Annotated in this window: 14 protein-coding genes; 5 read left to right on the top strand and 9 right to left on the bottom strand. The window is 71.2% G+C overall.

What is annotated here, in order from left to right; all coding sequences use genetic code 11:
- Positions 1–506: 506 nt before the first annotated feature.
- A complete protein-coding gene (locus tag QRN30_RS13820; protein WP_056068910.1) occupies positions 507–2,045 on the top strand; it encodes an MFS transporter in 1,539 nt (512 codons plus the stop codon).
- Positions 2,046–2,119: 74 nt separating this feature from the next.
- Here the strand turns inward: QRN30_RS13820 and hisN are convergent, their stop codons facing one another.
- The 4 genes from hisN to aroA form a co-directional block, all read right to left on the bottom strand.
- On the bottom strand, positions 2,120–2,908 hold the full coding sequence (hisN, locus tag QRN30_RS13825) for a histidinol-phosphatase (RefSeq protein WP_082046957.1): 789 nt from the start codon (positions 2,906–2,908) through the stop codon (positions 2,120–2,122).
- Positions 2,909–2,927: 19 nt separating this feature from the next.
- The gene (locus QRN30_RS13830; protein ID WP_262159692.1) at positions 2,928–4,100 is read right to left on the bottom strand and encodes a hypothetical protein; all 1,173 of its coding nucleotides are present in this window, start codon (positions 4,098–4,100) and stop codon (positions 2,928–2,930) included.
- Positions 4,101–4,482: 382 nt separating this feature from the next.
- Positions 4,483–5,529 carry a ribosome small subunit-dependent GTPase A gene (gene rsgA, locus QRN30_RS13835; RefSeq protein WP_194590482.1) on the bottom strand — a complete coding sequence of 349 codons (1,047 nt, stop codon included), beginning with the start codon at positions 5,527–5,529 and terminating at the stop codon, positions 4,483–4,485.
- 3 nt (positions 5,530–5,532) lie between these two features.
- Positions 5,533–6,918 carry a 3-phosphoshikimate 1-carboxyvinyltransferase gene (gene aroA, locus QRN30_RS13840; protein ID WP_284761227.1) on the bottom strand — a complete coding sequence of 462 codons (1,386 nt, stop codon included), beginning with the start codon at positions 6,916–6,918 and terminating at the stop codon, positions 5,533–5,535.
- Between the two features lie 81 nt (positions 6,919–6,999).
- Here aroA and QRN30_RS13845 point away from each other — a divergent pair, with 81 nt between their 5' ends.
- Together QRN30_RS13845 and QRN30_RS13850 are read left to right on the top strand one after the other, a co-directional pair.
- The gene (locus tag QRN30_RS13845; protein WP_194590660.1) at positions 7,000–7,851 is read left to right on the top strand and encodes a sigma-70 family RNA polymerase sigma factor; all 852 of its coding nucleotides are present in this window, start codon (positions 7,000–7,002) and stop codon (positions 7,849–7,851) included.
- Complete coding sequence (locus QRN30_RS13850; protein ID WP_017888199.1) at positions 7,848–8,090, top strand: zf-HC2 domain-containing protein; 243 nt, start codon at positions 7,848–7,850, stop codon at positions 8,088–8,090. Before QRN30_RS13845 ends, QRN30_RS13850 begins: the two co-directional genes overlap by 4 nt.
- Positions 8,091–8,171: 81 nt before the next feature.
- On the opposite strand, the gene QRN30_RS13855 is transcribed toward QRN30_RS13850, so the two are convergent.
- Positions 8,172–9,623, bottom strand: a complete 1,452-nt coding sequence (locus tag QRN30_RS13855) for a LamG-like jellyroll fold domain-containing protein (protein WP_284761228.1) — start codon at positions 9,621–9,623, stop codon at positions 8,172–8,174.
- Positions 9,624–9,673: 50 nt separating this feature from the next.
- Positions 9,674–10,255: a hypothetical protein gene (locus QRN30_RS13860; protein WP_071250929.1), complete on the bottom strand. Its 582-nt coding sequence runs from the start codon at positions 10,253–10,255 to the stop codon at positions 9,674–9,676.
- A 115-nt stretch (positions 10,256–10,370) separates the two neighbouring features.
- Between QRN30_RS13860 and QRN30_RS13865 the strand changes: the two genes are divergently transcribed.
- Entirely contained in the window at positions 10,371–10,811 is a 441-nt protein-coding gene (locus tag QRN30_RS13865) for a GNAT family N-acetyltransferase (RefSeq protein ID WP_042539621.1), read from the top strand.
- Between the two features lie 79 nt (positions 10,812–10,890).
- Here the strand turns inward: QRN30_RS13865 and QRN30_RS13870 are convergent, their stop codons facing one another.
- Positions 10,891–14,637, bottom strand: a complete 3,747-nt coding sequence (locus tag QRN30_RS13870; protein ID WP_214563623.1) for a multifunctional oxoglutarate decarboxylase/oxoglutarate dehydrogenase thiamine pyrophosphate-binding subunit/dihydrolipoyllysine-residue succinyltransferase subunit — start codon at positions 14,635–14,637, stop codon at positions 10,891–10,893.
- A gap of 177 nt (positions 14,638–14,814) precedes the next feature.
- On the opposite strand from QRN30_RS13870, the gene guaB1 reads away from it, so the two are divergent.
- The gene (gene guaB1 / locus QRN30_RS13875) at positions 14,815–16,254 is read left to right on the top strand and encodes a GMP reductase (protein WP_031260288.1); all 1,440 of its coding nucleotides are present in this window, start codon (positions 14,815–14,817) and stop codon (positions 16,252–16,254) included.
- Between the two features lie 97 nt (positions 16,255–16,351).
- Here guaB1 and QRN30_RS13880 read toward each other — a convergent pair whose 3' ends face one another.
- A complete protein-coding gene (locus QRN30_RS13880) occupies positions 16,352–17,389 on the bottom strand; it encodes a hemolysin family protein (RefSeq protein ID WP_017888193.1) in 1,038 nt (345 codons plus the stop codon).
- The gene (locus QRN30_RS13885; protein ID WP_017888192.1) at positions 17,386–18,786 is read right to left on the bottom strand and encodes a hemolysin family protein; all 1,401 of its coding nucleotides are present in this window, start codon (positions 18,784–18,786) and stop codon (positions 17,386–17,388) included. Before QRN30_RS13885 ends, QRN30_RS13880 begins: the two co-directional genes overlap by 4 nt.
- Positions 18,787–18,788 lie beyond the last annotated feature (2 nt).

Consider the following 18,788-nt stretch of genomic DNA (forward strand, 5'->3'; position numbering starts at 1 on the left):
TGCTGCGAGGAGGGCGTCGGCGAACACGGGGGTCGCTGCGACGGGGCGCACTGCGGCGGACCGGGCTGCTGCACGGCGGGTGACCGTGGCGGAGCGCGGACGAGAGGCGGCGACTGAGCGCGCGCCGGAACTGTCGTGGATTGGATGCGGTCGTCGAGTGAGGGTGCACTCGGTTCCGCTCGGGAACGATGATGTCATCGTCTGTATCACCCCTCGGGTTAGGGTCTTCGGACGAACACGACGGGTCTGTTCCACCGTTCGGATCTAGGGAATCCGAGGGCGTCACGTGACCTGCCGTCTGGAGCACGATAACTCAGGTCTCGTCCCGCTGAGCGGACTCGCGCGGACGGATGTCCACATCCGTGCCCCCAGTACGGGGGGCCACGAGGGGGCCCCTCGTCCGCTCGCTGCGGGGTGTCCGAACGGGCCGATCGGGGCCGTCGGAGCCAACCGGGGTACAGGGCTGTCCGGACCGTGTTCGTCGCCGCAGGTGTACCACGGACGGGATGTCCAACGCCGAACCGACCGACGCCCGCCTCGATGACCGCACCCGGTGGCGCGCCTTCGCCGTCTGCGTGGCGGTCGCGGCCCTGACGATCCTCGACCTGTCGAAGGTGAACGTCGGGCTGCCCTCGATCGAGCAGTCCCTCGGGGCCACCAGTTCGTCGCTCCAGCTCATCGTGGCGGGGTACGCGCTGGCCTTCGGTCTCGCCCTCGTGCCCGCCGGCCGGCTCGGCGACCTGAAGAGCCGACGGGTCATGTTCATCGTGGGGCTCAGCGCGTTCACCGGATCGAGTCTGCTGTGCGCCGTGGCGCCGAACATCGAGGTCCTGATCGTCACCCGGATCCTGCAGGGCTTCGCCGCCGGCATCCAGATGCCCCAGGTCATCGGACTCGTGCAGCAGCTGTTCCGGGGGCCGGAGCGGGGCCGTGCGTTCGGGCTGTTCGGCGCGATGATCGGCATCTCCACCGCACTCGGCCCGACCATCGGTGGTGGCCTCATCGCGATCGGCGGCGAGGAGTCCGGCTGGCGGCTGCTGTTCTGGATGAACGTGCCCCTCGGCATCGCCGCGCTCGTCTTCGCCATCCGCCTGCTGCCGAAGGGGGCTCAGGGGACGGCGCAGGACCGCGAACTGGACGTCGTCGGCATCCTGCTGCTCGGTGCGGCCATCGTCACCCTGATGCTGCCCTTCGTGCTGACCAGCGGCGGTGGTGGTTCCGCGACGCGCTGGTTCTGGCTGGTCGGCTTCGCGGTGTTCCTCGTGCTGTTCGTGCTCTGGGAACAGCGGTTCAAGCGGCAGGGCAAGTCGCCCGTGGTGCACTTCGAGCTCTTCCGACTGTCGTCGTACCGCAACGGACTGTCGATCGTCGCCGTCTACTTCGCGGCGCTGCCGGCGTCCTTCCTCATGGTGACGCTCTACCTGCAGGAGGGCCTCGGCCTCTCGCCGCTGTTCGCCGGCATGGTGAGCATCCCCTTCGCGGCGACGAGTGCCGTGGGCTCGTACATCGGCGGACGGATCGTCGACCGGGTCGGGCGGGCGCTGGTCGTCGCCGGGCTCGGGATGGTCGTCGTCGGCTTCCTGCTGCTCATGCTCGCCGCGGTCGCCACTCCGCCGGAGGTCACCCCGTGGGCGATGGCCGGAGCGTTCCTGGTGGGTGGTCTCGGTGGTGGGTTCGTGGTGTCACCGAACCAGACGCTGACCCTGGCCGAGATCCCCGTCGAGCAGTCCGGTGTCGCGGGCTCGATGCAGCAGCTCGGGCAGCGGGTCGGGACGGCGATCGGTACCGCGGTCGCGACGAGCATCTTCTACGGCATCGTCCGGAGCCAGACGGCGGAGTCGGGGTCCGGCGGGTCCGGGCCGGGCAGCCGGCTCGACGCGTACCACGACGCGTTCCGCAGCGGCACGACGTTCACGGTGTCGCTGATGGCGCTGGCGTTGGTGCTGGCGGGTGCGGACCTGGTGGCGCGTCGCCGGGCGGCGCGGCGGTCCGAGGGGGAGTCCGAGCGCTCCGACGCGGCTGCGGAGCCCGCCGACCGCGGCTGATCCGCTCGACGGCGGCCGATCCGCTCGAGGGCGGCCGATCCGCTCGAGGGCGGCCGATCCGCTCGGCCGCCGGCCTAGGACTCGCGGCGGATGACCTCGACGACGGCGTCGTGCACCAGGCCGTTCGTGGCGAGGGCGCTGCCGTGCCAGGGCCCGGGATCGCCGTCGAGCGAGGTGAAGCGACCGCCGGCCTCCTCGACGATGGGGACGAGGGCGGCGATGTCCCACGGCTTCAGGTCCGGTTCGCCGGCGACGTCGAGGACGCCCTCGGCCACCATCATGTACGACCACATGTCGCCGTAGGCCCGGGTGCGCCAGACCCGGCGGGACAGGTCGACGAGCGGCTCGAGGCGGTCGTCGTCGTCCCACTGCTGGATGCTGTTGTAGCTCAGGCTGGCGTCGGCCAGGTCGGCGACCCCGGACACCCGGAGCGGTCCGTCCAACGAGAACGCACCGGAACCCTCGGCCGCCCACCAGCGCTTGCCGAGGGCCGGAGCGCTGACGACACCGAGCACCGGGCGACCGTCGACCGCGAGCGCGATCAGGGTCGCCCACACCGGCACGCCACGCAGGTAGTTGGCGGTGCCGTCGATCGGGTCGACCACCCACTGCCGGTGCCCTTCGCTGACGGCCTCGGCTCCGGTGTCGGCCGTGGTCTCCTCACCGAGGAACGCGTCGTCCGGTCGCTCGGCGGCGAGCCGCTCGCGCAGGGCCCGTTCGACCGCCTGGTCGGCGTCGGTGACGTGCGTGCTGTCGGCCTTCTTCGTCACGTGCAGGTCGGCGGCACGGAAGCGCTCGAGGCTGATCGTGTCGGCGGTGTCGGCGAGGGAGCGGGCGAAGTCCAGGTCGGCGCTGAGGTCCACGTCGCCCAACCTACCGTCGCTACGCGGCGACGACCTCTTCTTCCTCGAGCCGGGTGACCTCGCGTTCGCGGGCGATGCGGGTCCGGCGTGCGACGAGCCCGTGCACGACGGCACAGAGCAGGAGCGCCGCCGCCAGCCAGAGGGCGAGCACGAGGGACGGTCGGCCGAGCGACGCATCCGGGAAGTACTGTAGGTCCTGTGCGGCCTGCAACCACGCCGCGCCGCTCCAGAAGGTGTGCAGCGCGGCGAAGAACCCCGGCTGGAACGCCGGCTGGAAGATCCCGCCGGAGGACGTGAAGTTCAGCATCACGAACAGCATCGTGAGGATCGGGGTGGTCCACCGTCCGAGCACGGGGTGCAGCCCGACGCCGAGCGCGACGATGACCGCGTCGTAGAGCCAGGCGAACAGGAACACCTGCCAGTGGTGCGTGGTGATGACGCCGTAGACCGGGCCGGCGACGACCACACCGATCCCCGCGACGACCCCGGCGGTGGCCAGGCCGATGACCGCGGTCCACACGGTACGGAGCTTCGTCGCGACCGAGGCCACGGCGATCGCGGACGCGTACCCGCCGACGCTCAGGGCCACGAGCAGGAAGAACAGCCCCTGGCCGGTGGTGTCCTGGCTGCCCGTGGGCACGACGTCGACGACCCGGAACGGCACGTGCTGGTCGTAGGCGATCGGCAGGAACACCTTCTGTGCGGCGCTCGCGGTCGTCTCCGACGCGGCGGTCGAGACGAAGAGCGTGGCACCGGTCGCGGTGGGTGCGTAGACCGCCGCGAGGTCGCGGTCGCGCACCTGCTGCTCGGCGGCCTTCGTCGAGGCGACGACGTGGGCCACGAGGGCGCCGTCGGACTGGTCGGTCACGGTCTGGGCGAACACCTGGGTGGCGGCGCCCTGGCCGACGATGCCGACGGGGAGTTCGTGCGGCGCCGGGGCGTGGAAGGCGCCGAGGTACGCCAGGCCCATGCCCGCGGCCAGGAACAGCGGCACGAGGATGTGCGAGGCGAACGTCAGCAGCACGCGACCGAGGCCGGCCGGGCGCAGGACGCTGTCGGAGCCCTGCGGCTTCGGGGCTCGCGAGGACTTGTGCGTGGGGGAGTGGTGCGCGTGCGACGTCGTCGTCGTGCTCGGGGACGGGGCGTCGACAGCGGGGGTCGGCGCAAAGTTGTACTTTGCAACTTCAGACACGATCGCCAACCGTACAACGCTGGTGCGTGCTTGTCGACGCAGGCCCGGAGTCGAGTCGTCGTCCGGTGCGAGGTTGCCCGCTCCGTGCGAGGCCGCGAGCCCGCACGGAGCGCACGACCTCGCACCGTTCAGAGCCCCTCGCACGGTGCGAGGTCTGCGCGGTGCGACGGGGCGGGCGCGGGCTGAGTGGTCACGACTCACCGCGCGCCAGCGCTCGGGCGGTCACGAACTGTCGGATGCCGCGCAACCAGCCGACAGTTCGTGACCGCTCGACGCACACACCGCGGGGTGTCGTGACCAGCCGCCGAGCAGCGCCGAGCGCCGACCAACCGCCGAGCGCCGACCGGCCGCCGACCAGCGCCCGCAGCCACCGCCCCTCGCGCTACTCCGAACCGGGGTCCGACGCGCCCATCCCGGTCAGCAGCGCCCGGAACGAGTCGAGCCGCTCGACACCGGTCGGCCCGAGCTCCCCGTCCTGCACCCGGTCGACGATCTCCCAGTCGTGCGCCTGCGCCAACGGGATGCCGTCCCGCGCGGGCAGCACCGGGATCGCGTGCGAGGCGAACGCCCGGAACACGTTCGCGGGGTCGACGTGCCCCAGGCCGAACGACCGCACGCCCGGGGTGTCGATGATCCAGCCACCGTCACGGACCCGCAGCGCGATCGACGACGAGGACGTGTGCCGCCCCCGGCCGGTCACGGAGTTCACGACGCCGATCGCCCGCGTGGACCCGGTCAACGCGTTCACCAGGGTCGACTTGCCGACGCCGGAGTGCCCGACGGTCACGGTCACCTTGTCGTCGAGCAGCTCGTGCAGCGCCTCGAGCGGGACGTCGTCCGAACGGCTCGTCACGATCCGCAGGTCCAGGCAGGCGAAGTGCGCCAGGAACGCAGCCGGGTCGGCGAGGTCGGTCTTCGTGATGCAGAGGATCGGGTCGAGCCCCGCGTCGAACGCCGCCACCAGGTACCGGTCGATCAGGCGGGTGCGCGGCTCGGGGTCGGCGGCGGCCACCACGATGAGCATCTGGTCGGCGTTCGCCACGATGACGCGCTCGACCTCGTCGGAGTCGTCGGCGCTCCGGCGCAGCAGGGTGGTGCGTTCGGCGACCTTCACGATGCGCGCGAGCGACCCGGGGTCCCCGGAGACGTCCCCGACGAGTGACACGTGGTCGCCCGTGACCACGGACTTCTTGCCGAGCTCGCGGGCCTTCGTGGCCGTGATGACGTGGTCGTCGATCAGCACCCCGAACCGCCCGCGGTCGACGTTCGTCACCCACCCGACGGGGGCGTCGTCGTAGGTGGGCCGGGTCTTCGTGCGTGGCCGGTTGCCCTTCGGGTTCGGACGCACCCGGACGCTCGACTCGTCGTACTGCCCGTACGGCTCGTCCGCGTCGGTGTCGTCACCGTCGGCGTCGTCCCACCAGCTCATGCGTCAGTCCCCACTCACCGGTGCAGCGGCCACCGAGGACGCCACGAGTGCCGCCCACAGCTCCGGGAACTGCGGCAGCGTCTTCGCCGTCGACCCGATGTCGTCGACGGCGACGCCGTCGACGACGAGGCCCACGATCGCCCCAGCGGTCGCCATCCGGTGGTCGTCGTACGCGCCCCAGGCGCTGCCGTGGAGCGGCGCCGGCTCGATCCGCAGGCCGTCGTCGAGTTCGTGCACCGCGCCTCCAGACCGGTTGAGGTCCGCCGCCAGCGCGGCCAGGCGGTCCGTCTCGTGGCCCCGCAGGTGCCCGATGCCGGTGATCTCGCTCGGCCCGCCGGCCAGCGCGGCCAGCGCGACGAGCGCCGGTGCGAGTTCGCCGCCGCGGCTCAGGTCGAGTTCGAGACCCGGCAAGGAGGCCCCGCCGCGGATTCCGACGCCGCCGTCGACGAGCAGGTCGTCACCGTCACGGGCCACGGTCGCCCCCCACAGGGGCAGGAGCGTCTCGAGGTCGGCGCCGACCTGCGTCGTCTCGGTGGGCCAGGTGCGGATGCGGACCGTACCGCCCGCGACGAGCGCGGCCACCGCGAACGGAGCGGCGTTCGACAGGTCGGGCTCGATCGTGACGTCGCGCGCGCCGATCGGACCGGGGTGCACGACCCACTCGCCGACCGACGGTTCGTCGACCCGGACGCCGCGGGCACGGAGCGCCGCGACGGTCATCTCGATGTGCGGCATGCTCGGCAGACGCTCGCCGACGTGGGTCAGGTGCAGTCCCTCGTCGAAGCGGGGCGCCGACAGCAGCAGCCCGGAGACGAACTGCGAGGACGCCGACGCGTCGATCGTCAGGGCGCCCCCGCGGACCGAGCCGGTGCCGGTGAACGAGAACGGCATCGAGCCCCCGCCGTCGTCCGTGACGTCGACACCGAGGTCCACGAGGCCCTGCACGATGGCGTGCATCGGCCGCTTGCGGGCGTAGGGGTCGCCGTCGACCGTGACGGGCCCGACGGCGAGGGCGGCGAGCGGCGGCAGGAAGCGCATCACGGTGCCGGCCAGCCCGCAGTCCAGGCGGACGTCGCCGTGCATCGGGGCGGGCGTGATCCGGAGGTCCGGGCCGTAGGGGTTCGGAGCGGTGCCGGCTGCGGGCTCGAGTTCCTCGATGCCGACGCCCAGCGCCCGGAGGCCGGCGATCATCAGTGCGGAATCGCGCGAGTGCAGCGGCAGCCGGATAATCGAGGGGCCGTCGGCGAGGGCCGCGAGCACGAGCTCCCGGTTCGTCAGCGACTTCGACCCGGGCAGCGCGACGTCACCGCGCAGCGGCCCCCCTGCGACCGGGGCGATCCAGGGTGCGGCGGGCTGGGTCCCGCTCTGGGAATGCGTCGTGTCTGCCATCGGTTCACCAGGGTACTGAACGCACCGGGAGGATCAGTGGCGACAGCAACACTCGCTCGAGAGCGGACCAGCACGGCGACCGTGCTGACCGCGGTGCCGACGACGCTCGGCACGCTCGGCCTAGACTTGGCCGCGATGACGACCGACGAACCGCAGGCAGCTCCGCACCACCTGGTCGACGAGACCGAGGTGCAGCTCGACGCCGTCGAAGACGAGCAGACCGCCCTCGACGACGCAGCCGACGAGCCCGTGGACGCGAAGACCGTCTCCGAGGCGGAGCTGCGGTCCCTGTTCGAGGACCAGGCCCTGCCCTTCATGGACCAGCTCTACGGCGCGGCCATGCGGATGACCCGCAACCCGGCCGACGCGTCGGACCTGGTGCAGGAGACCTTCGTCAAGGCGTTCGCCGCGTTCCGCCAGTTCAAGCAGGGCACGAACCTGAAGGCCTGGTTGTACCGGATCCTCACGAACACGTTCATCAACACGTACCGCAAGAACCAGCGGAACCCGTACCAGGGCACCATCGACGAGCTCGAGGACTGGCAGCTCGGCGGCGCCGAGAGCGTCACCCAGTCGATCTCCGCCCGGTCCGCCGAGGCCGACGCGATCGACCACCTGCCGTCCTCCGCCGTGAAGGACGCCCTGCAGGCCATCCCCGAGGACTTCCGGATGGCCGTCTACTTCGCCGATGTCGAAGGCTTCTCGTACCAGGAGATCGCCGACATCATGAAGACCCCCGTGGGGACGGTCATGAGCCGCCTCCACCGTGGTCGCCGGCTCCTCCGTGGGCTCCTGGCGGACCACGCCCGCGAGACCGGCATCGTCCCGGATGCAGCGTCGACGGCGACGATGCGCGGACGAGGCCGGGGCGCGGCGCCGACGACGAAGGCAACCGCGGCCACGGGTCGCACCGGACGGAAGGACGCACGATGAGCGGCTGCGACTGCTCGAAGGCGAAGGCCGAGCTCGAGGAGTTCCTGCACGACGAGCTCCGCCACGAGGACGCTGCGGACATCCGCGAGCACATGGACGGGTGCGAGGACTGCCAGACCGAGCACCGCGTCGGCGTCGTGCTCATGGAGACCGTCCGCCGTGCGTGCAAGGAGACCGCTCCGGACCAGCTGCGCAGCGAGATCCTCGAGCGCATCCGGCAGGAACAGTCGACGCACTGACGTCACAGGCCGGGCGCACGCCCGGCTCGGGTGGCGCCCGGACTGGTCAGGCATCGGCGTTCGCCTCGGCCCGGTCCGGCGTCAGCGGCCGGCCTGGAACGCACGGGTGATCGCCGCTGCGTGGAGGACGCGCTCGTGCACCCGGACCGTGTCCACGTCGCCGGTGTAGACGTAGTCGCCGGCGTTCGGCCAACCGGCCAGCGTCTGGCGTCCGGCGCGCCAGTGTCCGGCGTACTGCCGCAGGGTGACGGCATCGGAACGACTGCCCTGCAGCTGGCCGTCGACCCAGAGCGCCATCGATCGCGACTGGAACGTCGCGACCGCGTGGTGCCATTCGCCGTCGGTGACCGTCGCCGTCGATCCCAGCGTGAACTTGAACTGCGACCCTGATCCCTCGACGCCGAACCGCAGGACTCCGTCGGCACCGATGTACAGGTGCCGGTCGCGGTACTGGGACGCGGCAGAGCGGTCCGAGCCGAAGCCGAACACGCGCCCGCCGTCGGTGTCCTGGGTGCGGAACCAGACCTCGATCGTGAAGGCGTTCGGAGCGTCGACCGCGGTGTCGGTGACCGCCCACCCTTCGGCCCCGTCCTCGGTCCAGAACGTCGCGTACGGGTTCGTGGCGCAGTCGGCGTCGACCCGGGCAGCGGCGGGCGTGAAGGTGCCGTCGGCCCCGGACCCGCTCGAGTCCACGACCCGGGGGCCGCTCTTCTCGGCGAAGTCCCACGCGAGTGCCGTGCCGGGTGCGGGCTGGTGGAAGCACCCGAACCCGCCGGTGCCGAGTGCCGAGGCGGTGCCGGTCGAACCGCTGAACCCGGCCCCGGCCCCGAACCCGGTTCCCGCTCCCGCTGCGGCGAGCAGGGTGAGGACGATGGCAGCCGCCGTGAACGCCGCGACCGGCACGGTGGACGACGACACGGCGGTGATGGTGACGGTGCCGGGCTCCGCGACGACCGGCGAGTGGACGTCCCGGCGCGGCGCGCCGCAGGTCCGGCAGGGGTGACCGGCGGTGATGTCCCGGTCGGCCCGCCCGGCGACGACGAGCACAGCGGCGACGACACCGGTCAGCAGCAGGGAGGTCCAGTCGCCCCCACGGATCCAGACACCGGGCAGCCCGACCCACGGGAAGCGCAGGACGCCCACACCGAGGACGGCGTCCGGGGCGACGGTAGTCCGGTCGGCCGTCGGGTTGGCGTCCCCGCGCAGACGCAGGGCGCCGTCCTGTTCGACGCGCTCGAGCCGGTGCAGCCGGAGTCGGTCCCGGTGGTCCGGGTCCTCGACGAGCAGCACCCGTCCGGCCTCGACGGTGTCCAGGCCGGCCGGCATCGCGGCGACGACGTCCCCGGTCCGGATGCCGGGGGCCATCGAGTCGGAGACGACGGTCGTCACGTGCCACCCGAGGGCCGCGGGGAGCGACGCCCACAGCGCGAGCAGCAGGGCCGACCAGAGGACCGTGCGTGCCGTGACCGCGAGGAGCAGCCGGGGCACGTCGCCGGCGCAGCGGACGTGACGGCGGGTGGTGGCGTTCGGCATCGGCTGCTCCTCGGGTCGGGCGGGTCGGACGGGTCGGGTTCGGGACGGGGTCAGTCGGTCTGCGCTTCCCACACGAACGTGGTGCCCGCCTCGGACGACTGCACGGTGTTCGGTGCGCCCGCAGCCAGGTCGTAGCTGAAGCGGTAGGTCGTGCTCGCCGTGCCCGTCGCGGGCTGCCACGCGTCGACACCGGTGCCGAAGGACTCGGACTCCATCAGGCCGGCGAGCGTCCCGTCGTGAACTGTCGTCGCCGTGGTGAAGGTGCTGCAGTCTCCGGGGGTGCCGAGGCTGCCGCGCTCGACGGTCAGTCCCACGTGCTCGGCGAGTGCGTCGTCGTCGGCCTGGTCGGTGGTGAAGAGCTTCACGGTCGAGGCGTTGGTGGTGTTCGCCGTGACGGTGATGCAGTTCGAGCCGCTGGACCCGGGCACCAGATCGTCGGCGTCGAACATCGCGACGCCCTGGTCGTCGTCGGTGAGCGAGACGGCGCCGGTGCGCCAGCTGTTCGCGGCGTTGTCGGTGCTGCTCGAGAAGGCGGCGTACGAGGCCGTGGCGATGAGGGCACCGCTGGCGACGACGGCGAGCGGGAACGCGATCCAGGCTGCGGTGCGGCCGTGGCGGGAGGTGATGTGCATGGCTGTCCTGTCGGTCGGGATCACCCGGCGGGTGATATGACAGCAGAGTATATGAATATCAGTTGTTATGGAAGCCCGTCGCAACACGACCGGCGGCCCGGGTAGGTTGGCCGACATGACCCTCACCGTCGAGTCGACCACCGCCTGGTCTGACACGGACGTCGCCGACGTCGCCGCCCTCGTCCGCCTGCTCGGTCACGACGTCGACGACGCGTCGATGCGCGCCCGCCTCGAACGGCTCACGCCCGAGGCCGGGCACCGCACCTGGGTCGTCCGGGGGGACGACGGCCGTGTGGCCGCCGTGGCCGGGGCCCAGGTCACGTGGGCGTACGCCAGCGACGAACCGACCGCGCAGCTGCTGCTGCTGGTCGTCGACGACACGGCCCGGAGGCTCGGCACCGGTTCCGCACTCATCGACACGTTCGAAGCGTGGGCCGTCGAGCAGGGCGCGCGTCGCCTCAGCGCGGTCAGTGCGGCAGCGACGGACAACGCGCACCGGTTCTACCAGAAGCGCGGGTACCACGACGCCGGAGTCCGGTACACCAAGTTCGCCTAGGGGCGTCGCACTCCTCGGGAACAGCGAAGCGCCCCGCGTGGGAGTCCATCGGACTCCCACACGGGGCGCTTCCTCGTGGTTACGCCGACGTGCTCAGTGCCGTGTCGATGACGTCCGCGGCCTCTTGTGCGGAGCGCTTCGACGACCCGGTGGCCGGTGCTGCACTCGCCGAGCGGGCCGCGACGGACAACGGTCGGCCGCCCAGGTGCGGCGACAGGTTCATGCAGACGAACGGCCAGGCGCCCTGGTTCTCCGGCTCCTCCTGTGCCCACACGACGTCGGCGTCCGGGTAGCCGGCCAGCACCTCGAGGATGCGGTCGAGGGGGAGCGGCGCGAGCTGCTCGAGGCGGACGAGCGCGACGTCGGTGATCCCGCGCTTGTCGACCTCGGCGCGCAGGTCGTGGTGCACCTTGCCGGAGTGCAGCACGACCCGGCGGACGGCACCCTTGTCGGTGATCCGGTGGTCGTCCAGCACGGGCTCGAACGTGCCCGTCGTGAAGTCCTCGACCGCGCTCGTCGCCTGACGGAGCCGGAGCATCGCCTTCGGCGAGAACACGATGAGCGGCTTCTGCGGACGGGCCCAGGCCTGTCGGCGGAGCAGGTGGAAGTACGACGCCGGGGTCGACGGTCGTGCGACGATCATGTTGTCCTCGGCGCACAGCTGCAGGTACCGCTCGATGCGTGCTGACGAGTGGTCCGGCCCCTGGCCCTCGTACCCGTGCGGCAGCAGCAGGACGAGGCCGGAGCGCTGTCCCCACTTCTGCTCGGCGGACGAGATGAACTCGTCGATGACGATCTGGGCGCCGTTCGCGAAGTCACCGAACTGCGCTTCCCAGAGCACGAGGGACTCGGGGCGTTCCACCGAGTAGCCGTACTCGAAGGCCATCGCCGCGTACTCGCTCAGCAGCGAGTCGTACACGTAGAACCGGGCCTGGTCCTCGGTGAGGTTCGACAGCGGCAGCCACTCCTGGCCGTTCACCCGGTCGTGGAAGACCGACTGGCGCTGGACGAAGGTGCCACGGCGGGCGTCCTGTCCGGCGAGGCGGACCGGCTTGCCCTCGACCAGGATCGACCCGATCGCCATGAGCTCGGCCATCGCCCAGTCGATACCGCCGTTGCGCGTCATCTCGGTGCGCTTGGTCAGCAGCTGCTGCAGCTTCGGGTGGATGGAGAACCCGGCGGGCGGGTTGCTGTGTGCGTCGCCGATCGCCCGGACGAGCTCGTCGGACACGGCGGTCTCGTGCACCTCGACCTCGGAGTCGTCGCGCTGCGCTGCCGGGCGTTCGAGGCCCTGCACCGCACCGTCGTCGTCGACCTCGATCACCGGGATGGTGCCGGTCTGCGCCTCGTGCGTCTCGGCGAAGGCGCGTTCCAGGCGGTCCTGGAAGTCGCGGTGCGCTTCGTCGTACTCCTCTTGCGTGATGTCACCACGGCCGACGAGGGCCTCGGTGTACAGCGTGCGGACGGAGCGCTTCGCCTCGATGAGGTTGTACATCAGCGGCTGCGTCATCGAGGGGTCGTCGCCCTCGTTGTGGCCGCGACGGCGGTAGCAGATCAGGTCGATCACGACGTCGCGGTGGAACTCCTCGCGGTACGCGAAGGCGAGCTCGGCGACGCGGGCGACGGCCTCGGGGTCGTCACCATTCACGTGGAAGATCGGCGCCTGGATCGTCTTCGCGACGTCGGTGGAGTACACCGAGCTGCGCGCGGACTCGGGCGGGGTGGTGAACCCGACCTGGTTGTTGATGACGAGGTGGACCGTGCCACCGGTGCGGTAGCCGCGGAGCTGCGACATCTGCAGCGTCTCGACGACCACGCCCTGGCCCGCCATCGCCGCGTCGCCGTGCACGAGCACGGGGAGTACGCCGAAGCTGCCGGGGGCCTCGCGGTCCTGCTTGGCGCGGACGATGCCCTCGAGCACGCCGTCGACGGCCTCGAGGTGGGACGGGTTCGCGGCGATCGTCACCGGGATGCTCGAGCCGTCGGACGTGCGGAACACGCCCTCGGTGCCGACGTGGTACTTCACGTCGCCGGAGCCCTGACCGGACACCGTGCCCGGCAGCGACGAGCCCTCGAACTCACGGAAGATCTGTCCGTAGGTCTTGCCGGCGATGTTCGTCAGCACGTTCAGGCGGCCACGGTGGGCCATGCCGATCGCGACCTCGGCCAGTCCGGCTCCGGCGGCGTGCTGGATCAGGGTGTCGAGGAAGGCGATGGTGGACTCGCCGCCCTCCAGCGAGAAGCGCTTCTGGCCGACGTACTTGGTCTGCAGGAAGGTCTCGAACGCCTCGGCCTCGTTGAGCTTGCCGAGGACGCGGAGCTGCTCTTCCTTCGACGGCTTCGAGTACGGCACCTCGATGCGCTCCTGCACCCAGCGACGCTGTTCCGGGTCCTGGATGTGCATGTACTCGATGCCGACCGTGCGGCAGTACGCGTCGCGCAGGATCCCGAGGACGTCGCGGAGCGGTGCCGAGGTGGTGCCGGCGAGCCCGCCGGTGACGAACTCGCGGTCGAGGTCCCAGAAGGTGAGCCCGTGGCTCTCGATCTCGAGGTCGGGGTGGGTGCGCTGGCGGTACTCGAGCGGGTCGATGTCGGCCATCAGGTGCCCACGGACGCGGAAGCTGTTGATGAGCTCCTGCACGCGCGCGGTCTTGTTCACCCGGTGTGCCAGGTCGACGTTGATGTCGTTCGCCCACTGGATCGGCTTGTACGGGATCCGGAGCGCGGCGAAGATGCCGTCGTAGAACCCGTGCTCACCGATCAGGCGCTCGTGCACGTGCTTGAGGTACTCGCCCGAACCGGCGCCCTGGATGACACGGTGGTCGTAGGTGCTCGTCAGGGTGATGGTCTTGCCGATGCCGAGCTCGACCAGGGTCTTCGACGCCGATCCCTGGAACTGCGCCGGGTACTCCAGGGCACCGGCGCCGATGATCGAGCCCTGCCCCTTCGTCAGACGGGGGACCGAGTGCACGGTGCCGATGCCGCCCGGGTTGGTGAGCGAGATCGTCGTGCCCTGGAAGTCCGCCGGGGTGAGCTTGTTGTCACGGGCGCGCTTGACGAGGTCCTCGTAGGCGGAGAGGAACTGGCCGAACGTCAGGGACTCGGCCCGCTTGATGCTCGGCACCAGGAGCGAGCGGGTGCCGTCCTTCTTCGGGACGTCGATCGCGATGCCGAGGTTCACGTGCGCCGGGGCGACGACGAACGGCTTGCCGTCGCGCTCCTCGTAGAAGACGTTCTGGCTCGGGAAGTCCTTGAGCGCCTGCACCATCGCCCACCCGATCAGGTGCGTGAAGGAGATCTTGCCGCCGCGGGCGCGCCGCAGGTGGTTGTTGATGACGATCCGGTTGTCGATCATCAGCTTCGCCGGGATGGTGCGGACGCTCGTGGCGGTCGGGACCGTCAGCGAGGCGTCCATGTTCGACGCCAGGGTCTTCGCCATGCCCCGGAGCGGGGTCGCCACGTCCTCGTGGGTCTCCTCGTGGTCGTCCGCGGCGTCGTTCGCCTCGGCCGGGATCGGCTGCGGTGCCGGCTGGCGCGAGGTGGTCTTCGCCTGGATCGGACCGGACTTGGCCTCGCCCGGAGCGTCACCGGTGGCGGGCTGCTGCGTCGACGACTGCTGCTGGGCCGGTGCCTGCTGCGCGGGGGACTGGGCCGGGGCCGCAGCGCCACCGACCTGCGTGCGGTGGTAGCTCTCGAGGACCGGCCACCAGGACTTGTCGACCGACTCCTTGTCCGCGACGAACTGCTCGTAGAGCTCGTCGACGAGCCACTCGTTCGCCCCGAATTCGCCCGCGGTCTCGTCCGTTCCGGTCAGATGGCTCGACACAGCCGATCGCCCACTCTCCGTCGATAGATGCTCGTGTGTGTCGTGCGGAGCAACCCTGCGCCGCACAGGTTCCAAGCCTAGCCGCTCCGACATGTCCGTTCCGTGTCAGCCACGGCGCGAGTCGGCGGCCCGTGGGCACCCGGTCGGGGCCGTGACCGGAGCCGTACAGTGGAGCGCATGAGGTTCTACGAGACGCGGCCGACGCACGACCTGACCTACTCCGACGTCTTCCTCGTCCCGAGCCGTTCCGGTGTGACGAGCCGCTTCGACGTCGACCTGGCGGCGAACGACGGCAGCGGCGCCACGATCCCGATCGTCAGCGCCAACATGAACTCGGTCACGGGCCCCCGGCTCGCCGCCACCCTCGCCCGGCGCGGTGGCCTCGGCGTGCTGCCGCAGGACATGCACCTGCAGGACCTCGACGCCGCGATCCGCTGGGTGAAGGACCAGCCGGTCGACTTCGACACCGCCTACGACATGGGGGCGCAGACCACCGTCGCCGAGGCCCTGGAGCAGCTCCTGCCCGTCGCCGGCCGTGGCGTGGTCGTCCGCGACGCCGACGGCGAGTACCTCGGCTGCGTGCCCGCCACCCGCCTCGGCACCGCCGGCCCCGACGCCGTCCTCGGCGACCTGCTGCACGGAGCCTCGACCGCCATCGACGCCGAGGACGCCGGGACGCCCCGCCACGTCCACCAGGTGCTCTCCGCCGCCGAGGTCGACTTCGCGCCGGTGATGCGGCACGGTCGGGTCGTCGGCACCACGAGCCAGACGAGCGCGATCCGCTCCGACATCTACACGCCCGCCGTCGACGCCTCCGGGCGGCTCCGGGTCGCCGCCGCGCTCGGCATCAACGGCGACGTCGCGGCCAAGGCGAAGGCGCTGGCCGCCGCGGGCGTGGACGTCCTGGTCCTCGACACCGCGCACGGACACCAGGACGGCATGCTCCGTGCCCTCCGCACGGTCTCGTCCCTGCAGCTCGGCATCCCGCTCGTCGCCGGCAACGTCGTCACCGCCGACGCCGTCGCGCACCTGGTCGGCGCCGGGGCGGACATCATCAAGGTCGGTGTCGGGCCGGGCGCCATGTGCACGACCCGCATGATGACCGCCGTCGGCCGCCCGCAGTTCTCCGCCGTGCTCGAGACGGCCGCCGCCGCTCGGTCGCTCGGCGCGCACGTCTGGGCCGACGGCGGGGTGCGCTACCCGCGCGACGTCGCCCTCGCGCTGGCCGCCGGGGCGTCCGCGGTCATGATCGGCTCGTGGTTCGCCGGCACGCTCGAAGCGCCCGGTGTCCTGCGCCGTGACGCCGCGGGCAAGGCGTACAAGGAGAGCTGGGGCATGGCCTCGGCCAAGGCCGTCCGCGAGCGCTTCGAGCGGCTCGACCCGTACGAGCGGGCCCGCAAGGAACTCTTCGCCGAGGGGATCTCGTCGTCGACGATCTACCTCGACCCGGAGCGCCCGAGCGTCGAGGACCTGCTCGACATGATCACCACCGGCGTCCGCAGCTCCGCGACCTACGCGGGTGCGTCGTCGCTCGCCGAGTTCTCCGAGCGCGCGCTAGTCGGCATCCAGTCCGCCGCCGGGTACGAAGAGGGCAAACCCCTGCCCGTCAGCTGGTAGCGCGGACGGGGCGCGCGTCGCCCTGGTCGCGACCAAGGACGGACTGGAGGCGCGGTGCCAGCTGGCACCGCGCCTCCCGTCCGTCCTGCCGGAGCGTCTACCGGCGTCGGGTCGCGTCCTCGACCTCGCCGACGAGTTCCTCGAGGATGTCCTCGAGGAACAGCACGCCGAGTGTGCGGCCGTCCGCGTCGAACGCGCGCGCCACGTGGCGGCCTGCGGCCCGCATGGTCGCGAGCGCGTCCTCGAGGTCCATCTCGGTGTACAGCGAGATGAGCTGGCGGATGCGCTTCGGCGGCACCGGGTCGTCGAACTCGTCCGGACGCAGGTCGATGACGTCCTTCACGTGCACGTAGCCCGTGGGGGAGCCGTCCTCGCCGACGAGCACGTAGCGGGAGAACCCACGCTGTGCCACGGCGTGCTCGACGTCACCGGGGGTGGCGTCGTCGGGCAGTGTGACGAGCTCGGCCATCGGCACGGCCACGTCACGGACCTTCTTCTCGGTGAACTCGAACGCCAGGGCGAGCTTGCCGTCGTCGGTCAGGGTGCCCTCGCGGCGGGACTGCTCCACGATCGTCTGCACCTCTTCCACCGTGAACGCGCTCACCGCTTCGTCCTTCGGCTCGACGCGGAACAGTCGCAGCACGGCGTTCGCCACCTCGTTCAGGCCGACGATGACCCAGTGCAGGCCGTGGCCGATGTACCAGAGCGTCGGCACGAGCAGCAGCGCGGCGCGGTCCGGCATCGAGAACGAGATGTTCTTCGGCACCATCTCGCCGAACACGACGTGCAGGAACGACACGAGCAGCAGCGTGAACACGAAGGCCACGGTGCCGATCACCTCGGCGCTCCAGCCGGTCAGGTGCAGCGGGACCTCGAGCAGGTGGTGGATCGCCGGCTCGGAGACGTTCAGGATGAGCAGCGAGCAGACCGTGATGCCGAGCTGCGTCGTCGCGAGCATGCGGGTGGCGTGCTCCATCGCCCACAGCGTCATCTGCGCAGCCTTCGAGCCCTCTTCGGCGCGGGGCTCGATCTGCGAGCGGCGTGCGGAGATGACCGCGAACTCCGCCGCGACGAAGTACGCGTTGCCCAGCAACAGGACGACGAGCCAGAAGATGCCCCACCAGTCGGAGCTCATCGGGTGCTGCCCTTCGTCGTGGTGGCCGCGGCCTTCATGGTGGTCGGGGTGCTCTTGGTGGACGGGATGATGATCGCGGTGGCCGCCGTGTCGGTCGGCTCGCGCGTCGGGGTCCAGCGGATGCGGTCGATCCGGCGGCCGTCCAGACGCTCGACGCGGAACACGCCGCCGTCCAGCGGGACCTCGTCGCCGACGACGGGCAGACGGCCCAACGTCGACATGACGAACCCACCGACGGTCTCGTACGGGCCGTCCTCGGGCACCTTCACGCCGGCGCGGTCCTCGAGCTCGTCGGGACGCAGCAGACCGGGGAAGGTCAGCCAGTCTCGGGAGCGGACCACGTCGATGCGTGCGCGGTCGTGCTCGTCGGAGACCTCGCCGACGATCTCCTCGATCAGGTCCTCCAGCGTGACGACCCCGGCGGTGCCGCCGTACTCGTCGACGACGATGACCATCTGGTAGCCGCGGCCGCGGACCTCGGCGAGCAGGGTGTCGCCCGGCATCGTCTCCGGCACACGCTCGGCGTCGGTCATGAGCGCCCCGACGGGGACCTCCGGACGCTTCTCGCGCGGCACGGCGACGGCCTGCTTGACGTGCACGATGCCGACGACGTCGTCCGCGTCCTCCTCGATGACGGGGAAGCGGCTGAAGCCGGTCTTGCGGGCGAGGGCGATGACGTCCTCGGCGGACTCGGACACCCGGATCGTGGAGAGCCGGGGGCGCGGGGTCATCACGTCACTGGCGCTCAGCTCGGAGAACGAGATGGTGCGCTCGAGGAGCGTTGCGGTGTCCTGCTCGAGCGAGCCCTCGGACGCCGACCGGCGCAGCAGCGAGGTGAGCTCCTCGGCACTGCGGGCGCCGGAGAGCTCTTCCTGCGGCTCGATGCCCATCGAGCGCAGTACGGCGTTCGCGGTGCCGTTCAGCAGCGCGACCGCCGGCTTGAAGACCGTCGTGAACGCGATCTGCAGCGGGACCACGAGCCGTGCGGTCTGCAGCGGCAGCGCCAGCGCGAAGTTCTTCGGCACGAGCTCGCCGAGGATCATCGACAGCAGGGTCGCGATGACGAGCGCCACGATCGAGCCGACGGTCTCGACGATGCCCTCCGGCAGGTTCATCGCCAGGAACGGCGCCTCGAGCAGCTTCGCGATCGAGGGCTCGAGCAGGTAGCCGGTCAGCAGCGTGGTCAGCGTGATGCCGAGCTGCGCGCTGGACAGGTGGGTCGAGGTGACCTTCAGCGCGCCGATGACCGGTGCGAGGCCGGCCTCTCCGCGGTCACGCCGTGCTTCGACGTCGGCGCGGTCGAGGTTCACCAGCGCGAACTCGGACGCGACGAAGACACCCGTGCCGAGGGTCAGCAGGATGCCGCCGATCAGCATGACGATGTCGATCGGACTCATGA

This window comes from Curtobacterium sp. MEB011 (genome assembly GCF_030209655.1).
Taxonomy (GTDB): domain Bacteria; phylum Actinomycetota; class Actinomycetes; order Actinomycetales; family Microbacteriaceae; genus Curtobacterium; species Curtobacterium poinsettiae.